This is a genomic window from Rhizobium sp. SL42 (genome assembly GCF_021729845.1).
In the GTDB taxonomy this organism is placed as follows: domain Bacteria; phylum Pseudomonadota; class Alphaproteobacteria; order Rhizobiales; family Rhizobiaceae; genus Allorhizobium.
Map to the genome: position 1 here is coordinate 91,878 of NZ_CP063398.1, position 18,891 is coordinate 110,768.

Consider the following 18,891-nt stretch of genomic DNA (forward strand, 5'->3'; position numbering starts at 1 on the left):
CCGTATCTATGACTTGACCGCGCCAGCCGTGAGGCCCGCGATGATGTGTTTTTGTGCCAGGAAGAAGACGACGACCGTCGGCAGAATGGTCAGCGTGATGAACGCGAGCACCAGTTGCCATTCCGTGCCGAATTCGCCGCGATAGACCATGATGCCGAGAGGCCACGGGTATTTGGTTTCGGTGTTCAGCATGATCAGCGGCAGGATGTAGCTGTTCCAGCTGTTGACGAAGGTGACGATGCTGACGGTCGCAACAATGGGCCGCGACAACGGCAGGGATACGTACCAGAAGAAGCGGATGTAGCCGCAGCCGTCGACGAATGCGGCCTGAAACAACTCATCCGGCAGGTTGCGAAAGTAGTTGCGAAACAGAAGGATGCTCATGCCCAACCCGAAAGCGACCTGCGGCAGGATGACTCCCCAATAGGAGTCGAGCAGGCCAAGGTCTCTGATCCGGATGAACAGCGGCAGGATGGCGGTTGCAACCGGGAACATCAGCCCGATCAGGAAATAGTTCATCAGGTGGCCGGCTCCGAAGAACCGCACATGGGCGAAGGTGAAGGCGGCCATGGCCGAGATCACCACCGTCAGGAACACGGTCATGGTGGAGATGAACAGCGAATTCATCATCTGGCGCCAATAGCGCTCACCGAACAGGATGTCCGTGTAGTTCGACCATATCCAGTCGGTCGGCAGACCGAAAGGGCTGGTGCGCAGGTCACCAAGAGACTTGAATCCCCCGAGCGCCGTCGTCACCAGCGGGATGAGCACGAGGGCGGCCACGAGAGAGAGCGAAACATAGAGGTAGAGCCGGGTCGCGGCCGTCACTCTGACATCGGATTTCATATCAGTCATGGCGCATAAATATCCGTTTGTAGCCGAACGCCAGGGTGATGCAGATGACAAACAGCACCACGCCAACGGCACTGCCGAGGCCTACCTGCATTCGGGTGACACCGTAGGTGAAAAGGAACGTGACCATGGTCTGCGTCGCGTTGGACGGCCCACCGCCGGTCAACGGCATGATCAGATCGAAAAGCTGCAACGATCCGATGATGGCAAAGAAGACGGACAGTCTTACGGTCGAGGAAAGAAGCGGCAGCGTCACGTAGCGGAATTTCTGCCATCCGGTGGCGCCGTCGATTTCCGCAGCCTCCAGGACGCTTTTGTCGATGGCCTGGAGGCCCGCGATGTAAAGCATCATGTGAAACCCGAAGTATTTCCAGATGATCACCACAAGCACCGCGTAGATCGCCAGGTCGCGATCCGCCAGCACATAGGGCGTCTCGACGCCGAGGAATCCGGCAATCGCCGCTAGCAGACCGTAGTCGCCGTCATAGACGAAGCGCCAGATCAGGCCGGCAGCGACATCGGCCAGAACATACGGCAGGAAGAAAATCAGCCGAAAGGCGACCACGCCCGGCAGCTTGTGCGCCAACATCATAGCAAGCCAGATCGCCAGGGGAATCTGGGCCAGAAGCGAGACCACGATGATCAGCCCGTTGTTGATCAGGGCCTGCGAAAAGGCGGCATTGTTGAACAGGACGGTGAAATTGCGAAGGCCGACAAATTCGGTCGGCGTCCCATAGCCGTTCCAGCGATACAGGCTGTACCAGGCCGCCTCGCCCATCGGCAATATGACGAAAAGCGTAAACAGCAGCAGCGCCGGCGGCAGGAACAGCACCAGGACGGGAAGACGCCCTCGGGCTGTCGGGCTCTTGTGTCTGGCCCTGCTCGCCGGCATCACCGGTCGAGCCGCTGGCATGGCGGTGGTATATGTCATGCTGGCTTTTCCTCCCTGCATGTAGGCCGCTCGAATGCCGCCGGCGAAAGGGCCGGCGGCATTGCTTCAGGGCTCAGTCGAGCTCGCGTGCGTCCTGGATCATCTGCGCGCCCTCCTCAGGCGACATCTGTCCGGCCAGGATCTCAACCGAGACGTCGTTTACGACACGTCCCACCGACGGCCCGAGATCCTGGTCAAAGAAGTTCTGGTGCCATGTCGAGGCCGCCAACTGGTCGGCTGCTTCGCGCATCAGCGGGTTCTTCAAAGCGTCCTCGGCACCGGTTGCAGCCGGGATGATCATGCCGGCTGCGGCCATCTTGCGCTCCTGTTCCGGGCTTGTCAGGAAGCGGAGGAAGTCGACGGCCTCAGGCGAGGCATTCTTGGTCACTGCCCAGCCGTTCAGTCCGCCCAGCGTATCGGTTACCTTGCCAGCTCCACCCTCGACGAGAGGGAATGGGAAGCGTCCGATGTTTTCGATCGCAAGGCCCTTGCCATCGCCCGCATTGTTGCGCTGGTTTGGTTCCGTGTGCTCGAAGCCCAGCAGCATGGCGGCCTTGCCATCGCCGAACACGCCGAGTGTCTGTGGCCAGGTCGATCCGAGATAACCACCCTGGAAGGGCTCCAGCTTGCCGAGTTCGGCCAGCTGTTCGCCCGCCTTGATGATCGTCGGATCAAGGAAGCCGTCGCCCTCGTTGTTCTTCGCCCTGTCGAAGACCTCCTGGCCGCCATTGCGCATGACCAGATAGCTCCAGTAGAAATGCAGTGGCCATTTGTCGCCACCGCCGCCGGCGATCGGGGTAATGCCGGCGTCCTTCAGCGTCTTCACCGTCTGCAGGAAGTCGTCCCAGGTCTTGATGTCCTCAGCCTTGACGCCCGCTTTTTCGAACAGTTCCTTGTTGTAGAAGAAGCTGATCGTGCCCATGCGATACGGAACCGCATGGATCTTGTCGTTGAATGTCAGGCCGTTCACAGCCGCCGGCTTGTAGCTCTTCGCCCAGGCTCCACCATCGGCATTCATCGCCTCCGTCAGATCCTTGAGCGCGCCGGTTTCAGACTGCTGGCGCAAGACGCCGCCGCCCCAGCTATAGAAGAAGTCCGGGGCCGCGTCGGACTGCAGAAGCGTCGGCAGCTTCGCCTTGAACGCTTCATTTTCAAGGAACTGCAGCTGGACATCGACGTCCGGATGCTCGCCTTCATAGGCCGCTGCAATCTCCTCCCAGACCTGGATATAGGCCGGGACTGTCTCGACATGCATCCACTTCACGACCGTCTGAGCCGATGCAAGCCCTACTCCGCCCAGAAGTGCGACAGCTGTTGCAGCTGCCAGACCAACGAGACGTTTGGCGCCAACAGGCGCCTCGCTAAAAAGATGCGTCATCCGGTTCTCCTCCCAAGGTGCGCATTTATTCCTCAACGCGTACAAAATCAGGCGAAGGACATCGCATTGTCAACTGATAAACTGCAACTTCTTACGAAATCTATTGACAAGAGGCGCCACCTAGCGGCTATTTTTGTCCCGATACCGAATATAATCATCAAGATGCGAGCGCTCAGCCAGCAATGAAAACAGCCGATCCGGAATTGATGCGCGCCATCAATCGCTTCACCGTGCTGGATACGATCCGGCGCTTTGGCCCGATATCACGGGTGGAGATCAGCGAACGCTCGCAGCTGTCGACCACCACGGTCTCGGCCATCACCGGCTCGCTTCTCGATGACGGATTGATTCTGACACGACACGAAGGCGATATCCGCAATGTCGCGTCGAGGGGCAGGCCCCGTGTGATGCTGGAGCTGAACCCGGATGCCGCCCGCGTGGTCGGCGCCAAGATTGCCGCCAACCAGATGATCTTTGCGGTGACCAATTTCTGCGGCGAGGTGATTTCCCATTTGTCGCTGCCCGTCAGGATTACCCGGCAGCCGATCAGCGTGATCGCGGATCTAATCGAGGACGGTATCCGCCGGTGTGTCGTCGATGCCGGACTTGCGCTGGAGGATGTCGACACGGTTTGTGTCGGCTTCCCGGGGGTCGTCGAACACCGCACGGGGCTGGTGCGCTCGAGCCCGATCCTGAGCGAAGCCGACGTCGATTTCTCCACCGAGATGACCAAGCGGCTGAACGTGACAACGATCGTCGAGAGCGATTCCCACGCCATCACGCTTGCCCATCACTGGTTCGGCAAGGGACGCGATCTCGACGATCTGGTGTTGGTGTCTCTTGAGCAGACACTTGGCCTTGGCGTCCTGCATGGCGGACAACTTTTTCGCGGCGCGGGCGGCCTCAGCCACAATCTCGGCGACCTCGTCATGGGAAGCGGGCTGGCTGAAAGCGTTCGCCTTGCATCGGTTGCCGGCGAGGCAGCGATCCTTGGAGAGCAGGCGCCTTACGGGAGGTTCGCCGATGCCGTACGGCTTGGACGCGGCATGACGCTTGCCCAGACGCTGATCGCGGCGGAAGACAATACGCTGATCCTCGCCGCCACGCGCGCCGGCGAAGCGATCGGCATTGCAGTTGCCAACATCGTCACGCTGTTTGGTCCGCCACGCGTCATCATCGTCGGCTCAAGCCTGTCGCTCGGCCCTTTGTTTATCAAGGCCCTGTCTGATTCCTACAGGGCGGCCATTCCCTCTTCCATCAAGGAAATCGCCGAACTGGTCTTCGACGGATCGGAGGAACAGATGTGGGCCCAAGGTGCGGCCGTCGTGGCGCTTTGCGAGCTTTACGAATCCCCTTGGGGGACCACGGGCCCGGCGCCAGCGCCGCAATCGGCAAAAGCCTGATTTTATAAGAAACAACCTTGGGAGGCATTATGGAAAAGGTGGGTATTGGTGTCATTGGCTGCGGGAACATTTCCTCAGCCTATCTGAAGGCGATGGCCTCCTTCCCGATCCTGGATGTGAGGGGCATTGCCGATCTCAATCGTGATCTTGCCAACCAGCGCGCGGCAGAATTCAACCTGACGGCGCGATCGGTCGACGAACTGCTTTCAGACCCGGCTATCGAGATCATCGTCAATCTCACCATTCCGAAGGCGCATGTCGCGGTTGCGATGCAGGTCCTGGATGCCGGCAAGCATACCTATTCGGAAAAGCCGCTGGGCATCAATTTCACCGAGGGCCAGACGCTGGCTGCCGCGGCCAAGGCAAAAGGGCTGCGCATCGGCGCGGCACCGGACACATTCCTCGGCGGCTCGCACCAGACGGCACGCGCGCTGGTTGATTCTGGCGCACTCGGCATTCCTGTCGGAGGAACCGCGACTTTCATGTGTCCCGGCCATGAACGCTGGCACCCGAACCCGGACTTCTACTATGAGACTGGTGGCGGCCCGATGCTCGACATGGGTCCGTATTACATCACCGACCTCGTCAATCTGCTCGGGCCGGTTTCGCAGGTTGCCGGCTTTGCCATCGCGCCGCGCAAGGAGCGGCTGATCACCAGCGAACCGCGCAAGGGCGAACATATCCCGGTTCATGTTGCGACCCATGTGGCCGGCGTGATGGCGTTTGAATCCGGCGCGATCATCCAGATCGGCATGAGTTTCGATGTGGCCGGTCACAAGCATGTTCCGCTGGAGCTTTACGGTACGGAAGGCACTCTGATCGTGCCCGACCCGAACCACTTCGGTGGCCAGGTCGAGTTTCTGAAAAAGGGCGGCACTTTCGAACCGCAGGAGACCACGCAGCCCTATGCCGATGGCAACTACCGCTCAATCGGCGTGGCCGACATGGCCCACGCCATTCGCTCGAACCGGCCCCACCGCGCCAATGGCGATCTCGCCCTGCATGTGCTGGAAGTGATGGAGGCATTCCAGCGGGCAGCAGAAAGCAGCACGACGATCAAGATCAACACCAAGACCGAGCGTCCGGCCCCCCTGTCGGAATCGTTGAGCGACGGCCGCCTGGCCCGTTGACACTGGAGGAATGAAATATGCGTGAAGCCCTGATCGTCTGGGGTGGCTGGAGTGGCCACGAACCGGAACAATGCGCCGAGATCATCCGAGACATGCTGCAGGAGGATGGTTTCAAGGTCTATGTCGAACGCAGCACGGAAGCCTTCGCCGATCCTTCGATCCACGATCTCTCACTGATCGTCCCGATCATGACGATGTCGAAGATCGAGAAGGAGGAGGCGAAAAACCTCGCCACCGCCATTGAAAACGGTGTTGGTTTCGCCGGCTATCATGGCGGTGCCGGCGATGCGTTCCGGGAATGCGTCGAATACCAATTCATCGTCGGCGGACAATGGGTCGCCCATCCGGGCAACATCATCGACTACACGATCAACATTACGCGGCCGGACGACCCGCTGATGCAAGGCCTGAGTGATTTTCCCTATCGGTCGGAGCAATATTACATGCATGTCGACCCATCCAACGAGGTTCTCGCGACGACCACCTTCAACGGTGAACATGCCTGGTGGATCGACGGAGTCGTCATGCCGGTGGTCTGGAAACGCAACTACGGCAAAGGCCGGGTATTTTATTCGGCGCTCGGGCATGTAGCTGCGGAATTCCAGGTTCCGCAGATGCGCGAGATATTTCGCCGTGGGGCCGATTGGGCAGCACGTTGATGATGCTGGCCTGAGGCCAGCACCGGCATATCAATGACGGCCTCCCCAACGTTCTAAACCGATCGAAATACGATCGCCGAAGCTTGGGGAGGACGCTGATCGCTTGGCGCGCCGGATGCGAATGATGGCGGAACGGGCACCTTGCTACTCTCTCTGTTCTCTTTTAAAGCCGCGTTCGCCTGCCGCTGGCTCCCGGTGATTTAACCGCACACGAGAGGCAGGGATCACTCCGCAACATCTGGCGAAACTGCATTGCGCGCCTTCAACTGTCGTTCGCGAAAGAAAATGAAGAGGCCAGACGCCACGATCAGCCCAGCGCCGACAAGCATGCCCAGACGGGGCACGTCGCCGAAGAACATCCAGCCAAACACCACCGCCCACAGAAGCAGCGTGTACTGCAGAGGTGCCACCGTTGCCGCATCCGAAATCTTCAGGGCGCGATTGACCAGCATATGGGCTGCCATCGCGACGATGCCCAATAAGCCCAGCAGGGTCAGGTCGACACCCGACGAGATTGGTGCCCAGTCGAAAGGCGCAAAAGCGAGCCCGGCAAGTCCTGCACCTGCGACCTGGAAGAAGACCAGGGTCTTGTCCGGCGTATTGCGCAGGCTACGGCCCGACAGGAGCATGAAGGCGAAGGCGCCGCTGCCGACGATCGATATCAGGGCCGGCAGCGTGAACATTGCCGACGACGGTTCCAGCGTGATGATGACGCCGATGAAGCCGGCGGCGATCGCGCACCAACGTCGCCATCCGACTTTTTCGCCAAGCAACAAGGGCGATGCCGCCGCCACATAGATCGGCGCGGCAAGCCAGTAGGTCATGACGTCCGCCAACGGCAGATACATCACCGCGTAGTAGAAGCAGAACACTTCCAACGTCGATAATACGACACGGGTAAACTGCATCCACGGCTTCTCAACCGAAAGCACGGACCGCAAGCCCGCCTTCCACAGGAAGGGTGCCAGAACGACAAGGGCCGCCAGGCTGCGGATCAGGATGACCTGTCCAAGCCCATAATTTGCCACCAGCCATTTGCCCATCGCGTCATTGAGCGCAAACATCAGCATGCCGAGCAGCATGATCAGCGGACCCGTCATCGCTGACGCTCCAAATGAGGCCGCACGGGTTTCTATTGTTGTCACGCAAATCCTCCCAAATTCTCTTTTATTCAATCACGACAGGCTGGTCACATCCGACAGGCGGCGACTGACCGTAAAGGCCCGATCCAGTTCAGGGTTCAGTTCCATGCCAAGACCCGGGCCTGGCGGCACGGTGATCATGCCGTTTTTCACTTCCGGCAACGCCGTGACCAGATCGCGATACCATGTGCGGTAGAACGCCCGGACACTTTCCTGGACCAACGCGTTGGGTGCATTGAGCGACAGGTGTGTCGAGGCACAAAGGACCACCGGGCCTGTGCAGTCATGCGGCGCGACGGGCAGATGCCACGCCTCCGCCATCGAGGCAATCTTGCGTGCCTCCGACAGGCCGCCGCACCAGGAAATGTCGAGCATCATCACGCCGGCAGCCCCGGTTTCCAGAAGATCGCGGAACGCCCAGCGCGAACCGAGGGTTTCGGACGCCGAAATCGGCGCCGGCGAAACGGCGGCGTAGCGTGCAAGGCTGGACAGGCTGTCCATCTTGATCGGGTCTTCATGCCAGAACGTGTTATAGGGAGTCAGTGCCTTGGCAATCTGCATGGCCGGCAACAACTGCCACATCGAGTGAAACTCGACCATGATGTCCATCTTGTCGCCGACAGCCGCGCGGATCTTTTCAAATGGCTGAAGCGCCTGTTTCAGGTCCGGCATCGAGATGTAATTGCCGCGTGTCTTTTCGGCGGCCGCATCAAACGGCCAGATTTTCATCGCGGTGATGCCCTCATCGGTATGCACAAGCAGCCATAGGAGATTGGCGCGTTCGGCAACGCGCACGGTTTCAAGGCCGGCTATCTTCATGGAATTCCTCCTCCGCGATCAAGAGGGCCTGCGGTCAGCACGGCCTTTGTGCCTTGATCAATATTCTTGTCATCGCGGCGCTCGCTGAGAAATTGCCGCCGCCATTTGCAGATACGGTGCATCGGCCACGCACCATTCATCGCCCGGTGATCACTGCGTGCCACCCGGAAAAGAGCTACCATAAAAAGGGGACCGGAGCTCGTCGCTTCGGTCCCCTCTCTTCTCAGTCAAAGTCAGTCAGGCGCGTTACTTGCGGATCGCGGCAAGCTCGGCCATGATCGCGTCGACCACGTCGGCGCCGATTTCAGCCTTGTGCTTTTCGTAGACGACCATCGACTTTTCGCGAATACGTGCCTGCTCTTCCGGTGACAGGACGTTCACTTCAAGACCAGCTGCCTTGATCTTTTCAAGCGAGGTCTTGTTCAGTTCCTGGATGACCTTGCGCTCTTCATCGCGGCCGACAACGGCGCATTCGCGAAGGGCAGCCTGCTCTTCCGGCGTATAGGTGTCGAAGATTGCCTTCGAGAACAGCAGCAGGAACGGCGTGTAGGCGTGATTGGTCTCGGTGATGTACTTCTGGACTTCATAGAACTTCGACGTGTCGATCGTCACATAGGGATTTTCCTGTGCATCGATCGCATTGGTTTCCAGCGCCGAGAAGACTTCGCCGAATGCCATTGGCGTGGCGTTGGCACCCAGGTTCTGGAAGGTGTCGAGGAAGATGTTGTTCTGCATGACGCGAACCTTCATCCCCGAGAAGTCTTCCCACTTGGTGACCGGGCGAACGGAGTTCGACAGGTTGCGGAAGCCGTTTTCCCAATAGGCCAGATTGACCAGGCCGGCGGCTTCCAGCTTCTCGTTCATCATGTCGCCGAACTTGCCGTCAAGCACGGTATAGGCTTCCTGTGGCGTGCCGAACAGGAAGGGCAGATCGAAGACGCCAAGAGCCGGAATGATGCCGACGAGCGGCGAAGACGAGGTGACCACACCTTCCTGGACGCCCGAACGCAGCGCCTGGGTTGCCTGAAGGTCGCCACCGAGCGCGCCGCCCCAGAATGCTGTGATCTTTAGCTTCCCGCCTGACTTTTCGTCCAGGCAGGCCTGCATCGCCTTGATGCCGTTGCCGACCGGATGGTCGGCATTGATGCCGTTCGAAATACGGATGTTGCGGTCGTTGAACTCCGCAAATGCCGGAGCAGCGGCCGACAGGCCGAAAGCAATCGCGGTGGTGGCTAGAAGCAGTTTTCTCATTATATCCTCCCAGGATGGTTAAGTGAGACTTTTGTATCGCCGGCTGCTAACGCAGCCATTGAGCAGGCACGATGACGATGTCCGGGAACAGGACCAGGACAAAAAGGACGAACACCTGGGCGGCCAGGAACGGCAGAACGCCGATCGTGACTTTGCCAAGAGGCACGCGGCCGACGCCGCTGACAACGTTGAGCACAACGCCGACAGGCGGTGTCAGAAGACCGATGCAGGTGTTCATGATGAACAGTACGCCGAAGTAGACAGGATCAATGCCGGCCTGCTTGATAATCGGCATCAGGACCGGCGTCAGGATCAGGATGGTCGGCGTCAGGTCGAGCGCCGTGCCGACCACAAGAACGAGCACCATGATCACGAACATCAGCAGTATCGGACGATCAATCAGAGGCTCGATGTAGCCTGTGATCTCGGCCGGAATATTGGCGGCAGTGATCAGCCAAGCGGAAACCAGAGCTGCGCAGACCAGGAACATGACCACGGCCGTGGTTTTTGCGGCCTGGAGGATAACCCGCGGAAGCTCGCTCAGGCTCAGTTCGCGGTAGATGAATACCCCGACAAACAAGGCATAGGCTGCGGCAACGACAGCTGCTTCCGTCGGCGTTACGATGCCGGCCTTGATGCCGCCGAGGATGATCACCGGCATGCCGAGCGCCCAAAGCGCACGAGAGGTCACGCGCATCCGTTCTTTCATCGGCGTGCGGGGAAGCGGCTGGATATTGTCCTTCCGGACAACAATCAACCACGTCACGATCAGCGCGATACCCATCAGCAAACCGGGCACGATGCCGGCCATAAAAAGCTGTGTGATCGACACGTTCGCCGACACGCCAAAGACGATGAAAGCCATGGACGGCGGGATGACCGGCGCAATGATGCCGCCTGCCGCAATGAGGCCAGCCGATCGGGGCACATTGTATCCAGCCTTGGCCATCATCGGGATAAGAATGGCTGCAAGGGCCGCTGTGTCTGCGGCAGCCGATCCGGAAATGCTTGCCATGATGATGGCAGCCATGATGGCGACGATACCCAGACCACCACGGATATGACCGACACAGGCAATCGCAAAATCGATGATGCGGCGAGACAGGCCACCCGCGTTCATCAACTCGCCTGCAAGAATGAAGAACGGAATCGCGAGGAGGGTAAAGGTATCGGCGCCGGCGATCATGTTCTGCGCAATGATCTGCGAATTGAACATGCCCATGAACCACATGAGCATGACACCACAGAACATCAGCGAGAAAGCAACCGGAACGCCGATGGCCATGGCTCCGACGAGTGAAGCGATAAAGACAAGCAAAGTCATTGGCTACGCTCCGCCATCTGTTCGGCAGTCAGGTTTTCGCCGGCAAAGGCAGCGATTTCTTCGTCTGTCACGCGACCCGTCAGCAATCGGATCAGGCGTTCAACCGCAATGATCACCACGCCTGCCCCCGTGAAGAAGCCAATGCCATAGACCCAGATCATCGAAATCTTGGTGACCGGTGCGTCCATGCTGGCGTTGATCGGCGCCTGGTTCCAGGTTCCCCAGAAAAAAATGGCCGACACGCCGATGATGATGATGTTCGACAGGATCATGCAGACGATGCGGCCCCGGCGACCAAGGGTCATCACCAGTGTCTCCACCCCGACATGCCCATGTTCGCGAAAAGCGACCACGGCCCCGATGAATGTCAGCCAGACAAAGAAGTAGCGCGAGAGTTCGTCCGAGACATTCAACCCGGAATTCATGCCGTAGCGCAGAACCACGTTGACAAAGACCATGACCGCCATGGCAGACAGCAAGACGATCAGCAGAAGTTCAAGGAAGCGGTAGAAAAGGTCTATTGCCCTTTGCATAATGTCCCTCACGCTTTTTCCAGAAGACCACGACCGGCCAGGTTGCGAATGAGTGCGCTCACGCCGAAAGTCCATTCGGGGCAGGCATCGCTGCGATCGACCCAGTTCACCAGGCGGCCGAGCTTGCTCGTCGAGATCTCGACCCTGTCGCCGACCTCATGGGTGAAGCCAAGGCCCACGCCGCGCCGGTCCTTGACCGGAGCGAACATCGTGCCGAGAAAAAGCACCGCACCATCCGGGTACTGATGATTGCGGTTCATCAGTTGTGATGCAAGGTTTTCCGGCGATCGGCTGATGGCTTCCATCGGGCTCTCGCCGGTCATTTCGAAGCCGTCGTTACCGGAAACCCGAAGCGCTACCCGGACACGGCGCAGATCGTCCATCGTGAAGGCATCATCAAAAAGCCGGATGAAAGGACCGATCGAGCAGGACGCATTGTTGTCTTTGGCCTTGCCGAGCAGCAGGGCCGAGCGGCCCTCCACATCGCGCAGGTTCACATCATTGCCAAGACTTGCGCCGACGATCTTGCCGTCGGAGCGCAGAGCGAGGACGACCTCAGGCTCGGGATTGTTCCATTGCGAAATCGGATGGATACCGACGAGCGCGCCGCAGCCGACCGAAGACATCGGCTGGGACTTGGTGAAGATCTCGGCATCGGGGCCAATGCCCACTTCCAGATATTGCGACCACAACCCCAAGTCCTGCAGCAAGGCCTTGACCTTTGCCGCCTGCTCGGAACCGGCGACGAGACCACGCAGGCTGTCGCCGAGTACAGGCGCCAACTTTGCCCTGATATCCTGGGCGCGCAGTGGATCGCCCTTGGCCTGCTCCTCGATCACTCGTTCCAGCATGCTGTCGGCGAAGGTTACACCGGCGGCCTTGATCGCCTGCAAGTCGATCGGCGCCAGGATCGTGCCTTTGTCGCCGGAGAGGAAGTCGTCGAGACTGCCAAGGTCCGTCATCCCGCTAGCCCGCGATGCATCGCGCAGGAGATCGGCAAGGTTATCTTTTTCAAGGAGCGCCGACATGGTGGCGGCAATCGTCGTCAAATCCAGAAGGCGACCGCCGGAGACCATGACCGGGCATGGACCGGCACTTGCCTTCGACCAGACGCGACCGACCAGAAGCGCATCGGAAGCGTCATCGGGCAAGACGGTCTCGGCACGCAATACACGTTCGGAATTCAAATGCAGTCCTCCACGCTATCCAGCACAAGCGCGCCCTCCAGCACCACTTGCCCTATTGTCAGGATGTCTGACAACGCTCCTCATGCGTTTTTAAAGCGACTTGCCCGGCCTGTCCAGACCCCAAGGCGCAAAGCATGCCAAAAACCTGTATGCTGCACGTATCGGTCGGCTGGCCCGTCCGCAGGGCTCAGAAAATTTCCAGCGTCAGGTCGAGTCGACCGGCGGCTCCCATCAGGTGATCGTGCATTGCCGCGCGCGCTTTCGCGGGATCGCGCGTGACCACCGCATCGCGGATGGCCACATGCTCGGCAATCGTGGTCTCGACGATTTCTTCAAGAACGGCGGCAGCGCGGGCTGCATTGATCGCAAGACTGATGCGCTCGGCGATGAAACCGATGAACAACGGAAAATACTCGTTGTGGGTAGCAGCCGCCAGCGTCCGGTGAAAAATCAGGTCGGCAACGATGCCCTGGTCGGTCCATTTGTCGGCACCGGTCATCTGTGCCAGCGAGTCATCCAGTTTCTTCAGATCGGCGTCATCATGATGGACGGCAGCAAGACCCGCAGCCTCGATTTCCAGGGGGATGCGCAACTGGAACAGGCTGCGAAAGCTGTCGCGATGATGCAGATCGGTTTGCTCGATACGGATGGAGCCACGCCCCATGCCTTCAGTGACGAAGGCACCTACACCCTGACGCGTATCGACAAGGCCCTCATTGCGCAACTGGGCGATTGCCTCGCGAACAACGGAGCGGCTGACGCCGAATGTCTTGGCCAGGAGATGCTCGGTCGGCAGCTTTTCTCCAGGCTTGATCCGGCCTTCGGCAATTTCCTTGCCGATATGGCCGGCGATGCGCGCCGGGAGATGTTCGATCCGTCTGATCTGGCTGAAATCCGCCGTCATGTTGGTGTCCGTCCCTGATGATGCCAGACTATTCTACGATATGCCGACGAAATTCAATTGGCAGCCCGGGTTCATCACCATCGACGGATCGATGGCCTGTTTCAGGGCGGACAGCAAGGCGCGGTGCGAGGGATCCAGGCGCTCTTCGAAATCGGCGCGCTTCAGGCGGCCGATGCCGTGTTCGGCGCTGATGCTGCCATGATAGTCGTCCAGAACCCGGTTCACCACCGTCTTCGCCTCGTAGATCTTGGCTGCGATCTCGGCCGGTGAACTGCCGGCTGGTGGCAGGACATTCAAATGCACATTGCCGTCTCCGACATGGCCATAGGACACGCTGGTGCAATCGGGAAGTGCCTCCGATACCGCCTGTTCCGCATCGCGGACGAAATCCGCGAGGCGCGAAAGCGGCACGGATATGTCGGTACGCATATGCTGTCCACGTTTGGCCTGCCCCTCGTTCATGCCCTCGCGGAACAGCCAGAGATTGCGCGCCTGCGCCTGTGATGCCGCGATAACGCCGTCAACGACGAGACCGTCTTCCATGACGCCACCGAGAAAACGCTCCATCAGGTCGGCGATATCGACGAGACCCGATCCGGAAATCTCCATCAGCACATAGGCCGGATAGTCACCGGCAATCGGCATGGCCAGATCCGGGATCGCTTCCCTCGCCAAGACGAAGGCCAGCGGCGGCATGAACTCAAAGGCCGACATCAGGTCGCAGCAATCGCGGCGGGCACGCCGATAGAGCGTGATGGCATCGTCGAGCGAATTGAGACCGAGCAGGGCCGTTGCCACCTGGTCCGGGAAAGGCATCAGCTTGATCGAGACGGCCGTGATGATGCCGAGGGTGCCCTCGGCACCGATGAAGATCTGCTTCAGGTCAACGCCGCGATTGTCCTTGCGCAGGGTCGACAGGCCATTGAAAATGCTGCCGTCTGGCAGAACCACCTCAAGGCCGAGGACCAATTCGCGGGTCATGCCGTAGCGTAGCACATTGATGCCGCCGGCATTGGTCGAGACATTTCCCCCGATCCGGCAGGATCCCTGCGCCCCTAGGGCCAGTGGAAAATACATATCCTTCTCGGCGACAGCGTCCTTCACCTCGGAAAGGATGCAGCCTGCCTCGACGACAGCTGAAAAATCCTCTGCGTCGATATTGCGGATCGCGGTCATCCGCTCGAGGCTCAGAACCACCTGGGTTGCCGGCTGGTCGGGCACGCCACCAAGCACCAGTCCGGTATTGCCCCCTTGAGGAACTATAGAAAGCTTGAGCTCCCGGCAGATCAGAACGGCAGCGGCAACCTCGGCGGTCGAACGCGGGCGCAACACGGCGATGGCGCCACTGGCGACATCGCCGTGCCAGTCCCGGCAGAAGCGCATCATCTCGTCCGGCTGCGTCAGCACCACGTCGCTGGACAGTGCTGCACGCAGGGATGCCTGCAATTGTGCGGATGTGCTCATGACTTCGGCCTTCATTGTCCTGCCCTTCGCTCCGACTGCCACGCAGAAACCACCGGTCCTCAGTCCTTCCAGGCCGGGCGTGTATTTCATGGGCAATCAAACTATTCTGTTTTCAAGCGAAGCATATAAGGTTATCAGACAACCTTACAATCAAAATTTTGTCTGTCTTTCGCCGGGCCGACTCGGTGAAATCTCAGAGTAAAAACCAGGGAGGAGAGACCTGATGCATATCCTGATCATCGGCGCAGCCGGTATGGTTGGTCGCAAACTTGCCGCCAGACTGACTGCGGACGGCCAACTCGGCGGCAAGCCGATCACCGAAATGACCCTGGTGGATGTCGTCACACCTGAGGCCCCGGCGGGCTTTATTGGAAAGGTTCATGCCAAGGAGGCAGACCTTTCCGCTCCTGGTGAAGCCGAATCGCTCGTGGCTGCCCGACCCGATGCCATTTTCCATCTGGCAGCGATCGTCTCCGGCGAAGCCGAACTCGACTTTGAGAAGGGCTACCGGATCAATCTGGATGGTACGCGCTACCTGTTCGACGCCATTCGCCTCGCCAATGGCACGGACGGCTACAAGCCGCGCGTCGTGTTCACATCATCGATCGCTGTCGTCGGCGCGCCCCTGCCCTATCCGATCCCCGACGACTACCACACCACCCCGCTGACCAGCTACGGAACCCAGAAGGCGATCTGTGAACTGCTGCTGTCCGACTACAGCCGCCGCGGCTTCTTCGACGGCATCGCGATTCGCCTGCCGACGATCTGCATTCGGCCCGGTATGCCGAACAAGGCAGCTTCCGGCTTCTTCTCCAATATTCTCCGCGAGCCGCTGGTCGGCAAGCAGGCCATTCTGCCGGTGTCCGACGATGTTCGCCATTGGCACACGTCTCCACGTTCCGCCGTTGGCTTCCTCATCCATGGGGCGACCATCGATCTGGAAAAGGTCGGCCCGCGTCGGGCTCTTTCCATGCCTGGGCTTAGCGCCACGGTTGGGGAACAGATCGAGGCGCTGCGCCGCGTCGCCGGTGACAAGGCCGTCGCGCTGATCCGCCGCGAGCCGGATGAGATGATCATCAAGATGGTCGCCGGCTGGGCGCCCGGCTTTGAGGCAACGCGCGCGAAAGCGCTTGGCTTTACCGCCGAAACCTCCTTTGATGAGATCATCCGCGTGCATATCGAGGATGAACTGGGAGGAAAACTGTGAGCGAAACTGATCGGGGCAAAAGCTATCCGCGCCGGATTGCCTTTCTCGGAACCGGGCTGATGGGCGCGCCGATGGTGCGACGGCTGCTGGCCGCCGGTCATCAGGTCACGGTCTGGAATCGTGATCGCTCCAAGACAGATGCCCTCGCCTCTGACGGCGCTGTTCCTTCCGCAACGGCTGCTGCGGCCGCCGAGGGTTGCGACATCGTTTTCACCATGCTGAGCGACGGAAAAGCCGTCGATCAGGTATTGTTTGACAGTGGCGTCGCCAATGTCCTTGCTGAAGGCGCCGTAGTCGTCGACAGCAGTTCCATCTCGCCGCCGATTGCCAAGGATCACGCAGCGCGCCTGAAGGCGCTCGGCATCGCGCATGTCGATGCGCCCGTCTCGGGCGGCGTAGTCGGCGCAGAGGCGGGAACGCTCGCCATCATGGCCGGCGGTGACGCCGGTGTGATCGAGGGGCTTGCGGACGTGTTTGCCGCGCTCGGCCGGGTAACCCATGTCGGACCCTCCGGCGCGGGTCAGATCTGTAAGCTCGCCAACCAGCAGATCGTCGCGATCACCATCGGCGCGGTTGCCGAGGCGATGGTTCTGGTCGAAGCCGGCGGGGCAAGCCGCGAAAAGTTCCGCGAGGCCATTCGCGGCGGATTTGCCGAAAGCCGAATTCTGGAGCTGCATGGTGCGCGCATGGTCAGCCGCAATTTCACCCCGGGCGGGCCGTCAAAGCTGCAGCTGAAGGACCTTGAAGCGGTAAAGGCCATGGCTGATCGGTTCTCACTGGATTTGCCGTTGACCGAACAGGTGCGCCGCGAATTCGCCGATTTCGTCACGGGTGGCGGCGGCGATACGGATCACAGCGGCCTGTTGCTGCATCTGGAAGCGATGAATGCCGCCAAGGGCGGGGAGGAACACAATGGCTGAGGACAACAAGACGTCACGCCGCCTGCGCTCGCAGGACTGGTTCGACAATCCCGATCATCTCGACATGACCGCGCTCTATCTCGAGCGCTTCATGAACTACGGCACGACGCCGGAAGAACTGCGCTCCGGCAAGCCGATCATCGGCATTGCCCAGTCGGGTAGCGACATCAATCCCTGCAACCGCCACCATATCGAGCTTGCCAAGCGCATCCGCGACGGCATTCGCGACGCCGGCGGCATTCCGATCGAGTTCCCGACCCATCCGCTGTTCGAGAACTGCAAACGACCAACTGCCGCGCTCGACCGCAACCTTGCCTATCTCGGCCTGGTCGAGATCCTCTACGGATATCCGCTCGATGGCGTAGTGCTCACCACCGGCTGCGACAAGACCACGCCCTCGGCGCTGATGGCCGCCTCAACCGTCGATATTCCGGCGATCGTCTTTTCCGGCGGTCCTATGCTCGACGGCTGGCATGACGGCGATCTGGTCGGATCCGGCACGGTGATCTGGCGGTCGCGGCGCAAATATGCGGCCGGCGAAATCACCCGCGAGGAGTTCCTCCAGTCGGCGCTCGATTCGGCGCCTTCCATCGGCCACTGCAACACCATGGGCACAGCCTCGACGATGAATGCCATGGCGGAAGCGCTCGGCATGTCGCTGACCGGCTGTGCCGCGATCCCGGCAGCCTATCGCGAGCGCGGCCAGATGGCCTATCGGACCGGACGCCGCGCCGTGGAACTGGTGCAACAGAATATCAAGCCATCGGATATTCTAACACGCGAGGCGTTCCTCAACGCGATCCGGGTCAATTCGGCGATCGGCGGCTCCACCAATGCGCAACCGCATCTGGCCGCCATGGCGAAACACGCAGGCGTGGATCTCTATCCGGATGATTGGCAGACACACGGCTTCGACATTCCGCTGCTCGCGAATGTGCAGCCGGCCGGTGCCTATCTCGGCGAACGCTTCCACCGCGCAGGCGGCGTTCCCGCCATCATGTGGGAACTGCTGCAGGCGGGTAAACTGGAGGGCGACTGTCCGACGGTGACCGGCAAGACCATGGCGGAAAATCTGGATGGCCGGCAATCCACCGACCGCGACGTCATCCTGCCTTTCGACGCCCCCCTGAAAGAGCGCGCGGGGTTCCTTGTCCTGAAAGGCAATCTTTTTGATTTCGCCATCATGAAGATGAGTGTCATCTCGGCCGGCTTCCGCGAACGCTACCTTAGCGAGCCGGGCAAAGAAGGCGTCTTCGACGGCAAGGCCGTGGTGTTTGACGGCTCCGAGGATTACCACAAGCGCATCAATGATCCGGACTTGAACATCGACGAACGGACGATCCTGGTGATCCGTGGCGCCGGGCCGCTCGGCTGGCCGGGATCTGCCGAAGTGGTCAACATGCAGCCGCCGGATCACTTGATCAGACAAGGCATTCTCAGCCTGCCGACCATCGGCGACGGACGCCAGTCCGGCACGGCCGACAGCCCGTCGATCCTCAACGCCTCGCCCGAAAGTGCCGCAGGCGGTGGTCTTGCCTATATCCGCAGCGGTGACATCATCCGCATCGATTTCAACCAGGGACGCTGCGATATGCTCGTCGAGCAGGAAGAGATCGATCGGCGCAAGGCAAATGGCATTCCCGCCGTTCCCGCCGATGCAACGCCCTGGCAGATGCTCTACCGGCGCACCGTGACGCAGCTCTCCGATGGTGCCGTCATCGAAGGCGCACCCGAGTTCCGCAAGCTGGCTGAAAAACTCCCGCGTCACAATCACTGAGGACAGAAAA

16 protein-coding genes and 1 pseudogene are annotated in these 18,891 nt (G+C 60.1%); 6 read left to right on the top strand and 11 right to left on the bottom strand.

The features are described from left to right. Positions 1-6 precede the first annotated feature (6 nt). From IM739_RS19585 to IM739_RS19595, 3 genes are all read right to left on the bottom strand, one after another. A complete protein-coding gene (locus tag IM739_RS19585; protein ID WP_237371486.1) occupies positions 7-855 on the bottom strand; it encodes a carbohydrate ABC transporter permease in 849 nt (282 codons plus the stop codon). Next, a complete protein-coding gene (locus IM739_RS19590; protein ID WP_237371487.1) occupies positions 848-1,783 on the bottom strand; it encodes a carbohydrate ABC transporter permease in 936 nt (311 codons plus the stop codon). The genes IM739_RS19585 and IM739_RS19590 overlap by 8 nt, the downstream gene beginning before the upstream one ends. 73 nt (positions 1,784-1,856) lie before the next feature. After that, positions 1,857-3,161 (bottom strand): ABC transporter substrate-binding protein, encoded by a 1,305-nt coding sequence (locus IM739_RS19595; RefSeq protein ID WP_237371488.1) that lies wholly within the window; start codon positions 3,159-3,161, stop codon positions 1,857-1,859. 182 nt (positions 3,162-3,343) lie between these two features. Here IM739_RS19595 and IM739_RS19600 point away from each other — a divergent pair, with 182 nt between their 5' ends. Genes IM739_RS19600 through IM739_RS19610 form a run of 3 tightly spaced genes read left to right on the top strand, consistent with a single transcriptional unit; the run spans position 3,344 to position 6,353 of the window. After that, on the top strand, positions 3,344-4,564 hold the full coding sequence (locus IM739_RS19600; RefSeq protein ID WP_007600786.1) for an ROK family transcriptional regulator: 1,221 nt from the start codon (positions 3,344-3,346) through the stop codon (positions 4,562-4,564). A 29-nt stretch (positions 4,565-4,593) separates the two neighbouring features. Further along, positions 4,594-5,694: a Gfo/Idh/MocA family protein gene (locus IM739_RS19605; protein ID WP_237371489.1), complete on the top strand. Its 1,101-nt coding sequence runs from the start codon at positions 4,594-4,596 to the stop codon at positions 5,692-5,694. 17 nt (positions 5,695-5,711) lie between these two features. Then, on the top strand, positions 5,712-6,353 hold the full coding sequence (locus IM739_RS19610) for a ThuA domain-containing protein (protein WP_237371490.1): 642 nt from the start codon (positions 5,712-5,714) through the stop codon (positions 6,351-6,353). A gap of 224 nt (positions 6,354-6,577) precedes the next feature. Here IM739_RS19610 and IM739_RS19615 read toward each other — a convergent pair whose 3' ends face one another. The 8 genes and pseudogenes from IM739_RS19615 to IM739_RS19650 form a co-directional block, all read right to left on the bottom strand. Next, positions 6,578-7,453, bottom strand: a complete 876-nt coding sequence (locus tag IM739_RS19615) for a DMT family transporter (protein ID WP_237371491.1) — start codon at positions 7,451-7,453, stop codon at positions 6,578-6,580. 75 nt (positions 7,454-7,528) lie between these two features. Further along, positions 7,529-8,242 (bottom strand): annotated as a pseudogene (locus IM739_RS19620) (mandelate racemase/muconate lactonizing enzyme family protein); the annotation flags it as partial. A gap of 318 nt (positions 8,243-8,560) precedes the next feature. Further along, on the bottom strand, positions 8,561-9,565 hold the full coding sequence (locus tag IM739_RS19625; protein WP_237371492.1) for a TRAP transporter substrate-binding protein: 1,005 nt from the start codon (positions 9,563-9,565) through the stop codon (positions 8,561-8,563). A 46-nt stretch (positions 9,566-9,611) separates the two neighbouring features. Beyond that, positions 9,612-10,889 carry a TRAP transporter large permease gene (locus IM739_RS19630; protein ID WP_237371493.1) on the bottom strand — a complete coding sequence of 426 codons (1,278 nt, stop codon included), beginning with the start codon at positions 10,887-10,889 and terminating at the stop codon, positions 9,612-9,614. After that, a complete protein-coding gene (locus IM739_RS19635; protein ID WP_237371494.1) occupies positions 10,886-11,422 on the bottom strand; it encodes a TRAP transporter small permease in 537 nt (178 codons plus the stop codon). The genes IM739_RS19630 and IM739_RS19635 overlap by 4 nt, the downstream gene beginning before the upstream one ends. Positions 11,423-11,430: 8 nt before the next feature. Then, positions 11,431-12,609 carry a fumarylacetoacetate hydrolase family protein gene (locus IM739_RS19640; protein ID WP_237371495.1) on the bottom strand — a complete coding sequence of 393 codons (1,179 nt, stop codon included), beginning with the start codon at positions 12,607-12,609 and terminating at the stop codon, positions 11,431-11,433. Between the two features lie 187 nt (positions 12,610-12,796). Beyond that, positions 12,797-13,513, bottom strand: coding sequence for a FadR/GntR family transcriptional regulator (locus IM739_RS19645; protein WP_237371496.1), 717 nt, complete (start codon positions 13,511-13,513; stop codon positions 12,797-12,799). Between the two features lie 33 nt (positions 13,514-13,546). After that, positions 13,547-14,992 carry an FAD-binding oxidoreductase gene (locus tag IM739_RS19650; protein WP_237371693.1) on the bottom strand — a complete coding sequence of 482 codons (1,446 nt, stop codon included), beginning with the start codon at positions 14,990-14,992 and terminating at the stop codon, positions 13,547-13,549. Between the two features lie 208 nt (positions 14,993-15,200). On the opposite strand from IM739_RS19650, the gene denD reads away from it, so the two are divergent. Genes denD through IM739_RS19665 form a run of 3 tightly spaced genes read left to right on the top strand, consistent with a single transcriptional unit; the run spans position 15,201 to position 18,881 of the window. After that, on the top strand, positions 15,201-16,184 hold the full coding sequence (denD, locus tag IM739_RS19655; RefSeq protein ID WP_237371497.1) for a D-erythronate dehydrogenase: 984 nt from the start codon (positions 15,201-15,203) through the stop codon (positions 16,182-16,184). Continuing rightward, positions 16,181-17,104 carry an NAD(P)-dependent oxidoreductase gene (locus IM739_RS19660; protein ID WP_272911344.1) on the top strand — a complete coding sequence of 308 codons (924 nt, stop codon included), beginning with the start codon at positions 16,181-16,183 and terminating at the stop codon, positions 17,102-17,104. Before denD ends, IM739_RS19660 begins: the two co-directional genes overlap by 4 nt. Next, on the top strand, positions 17,097-18,881 hold the full coding sequence (locus IM739_RS19665; RefSeq protein ID WP_237371498.1) for an IlvD/Edd family dehydratase: 1,785 nt from the start codon (positions 17,097-17,099) through the stop codon (positions 18,879-18,881). Before IM739_RS19660 ends, IM739_RS19665 begins: the two co-directional genes overlap by 8 nt. Positions 18,882-18,891: the final 10 nt, after the last annotated feature.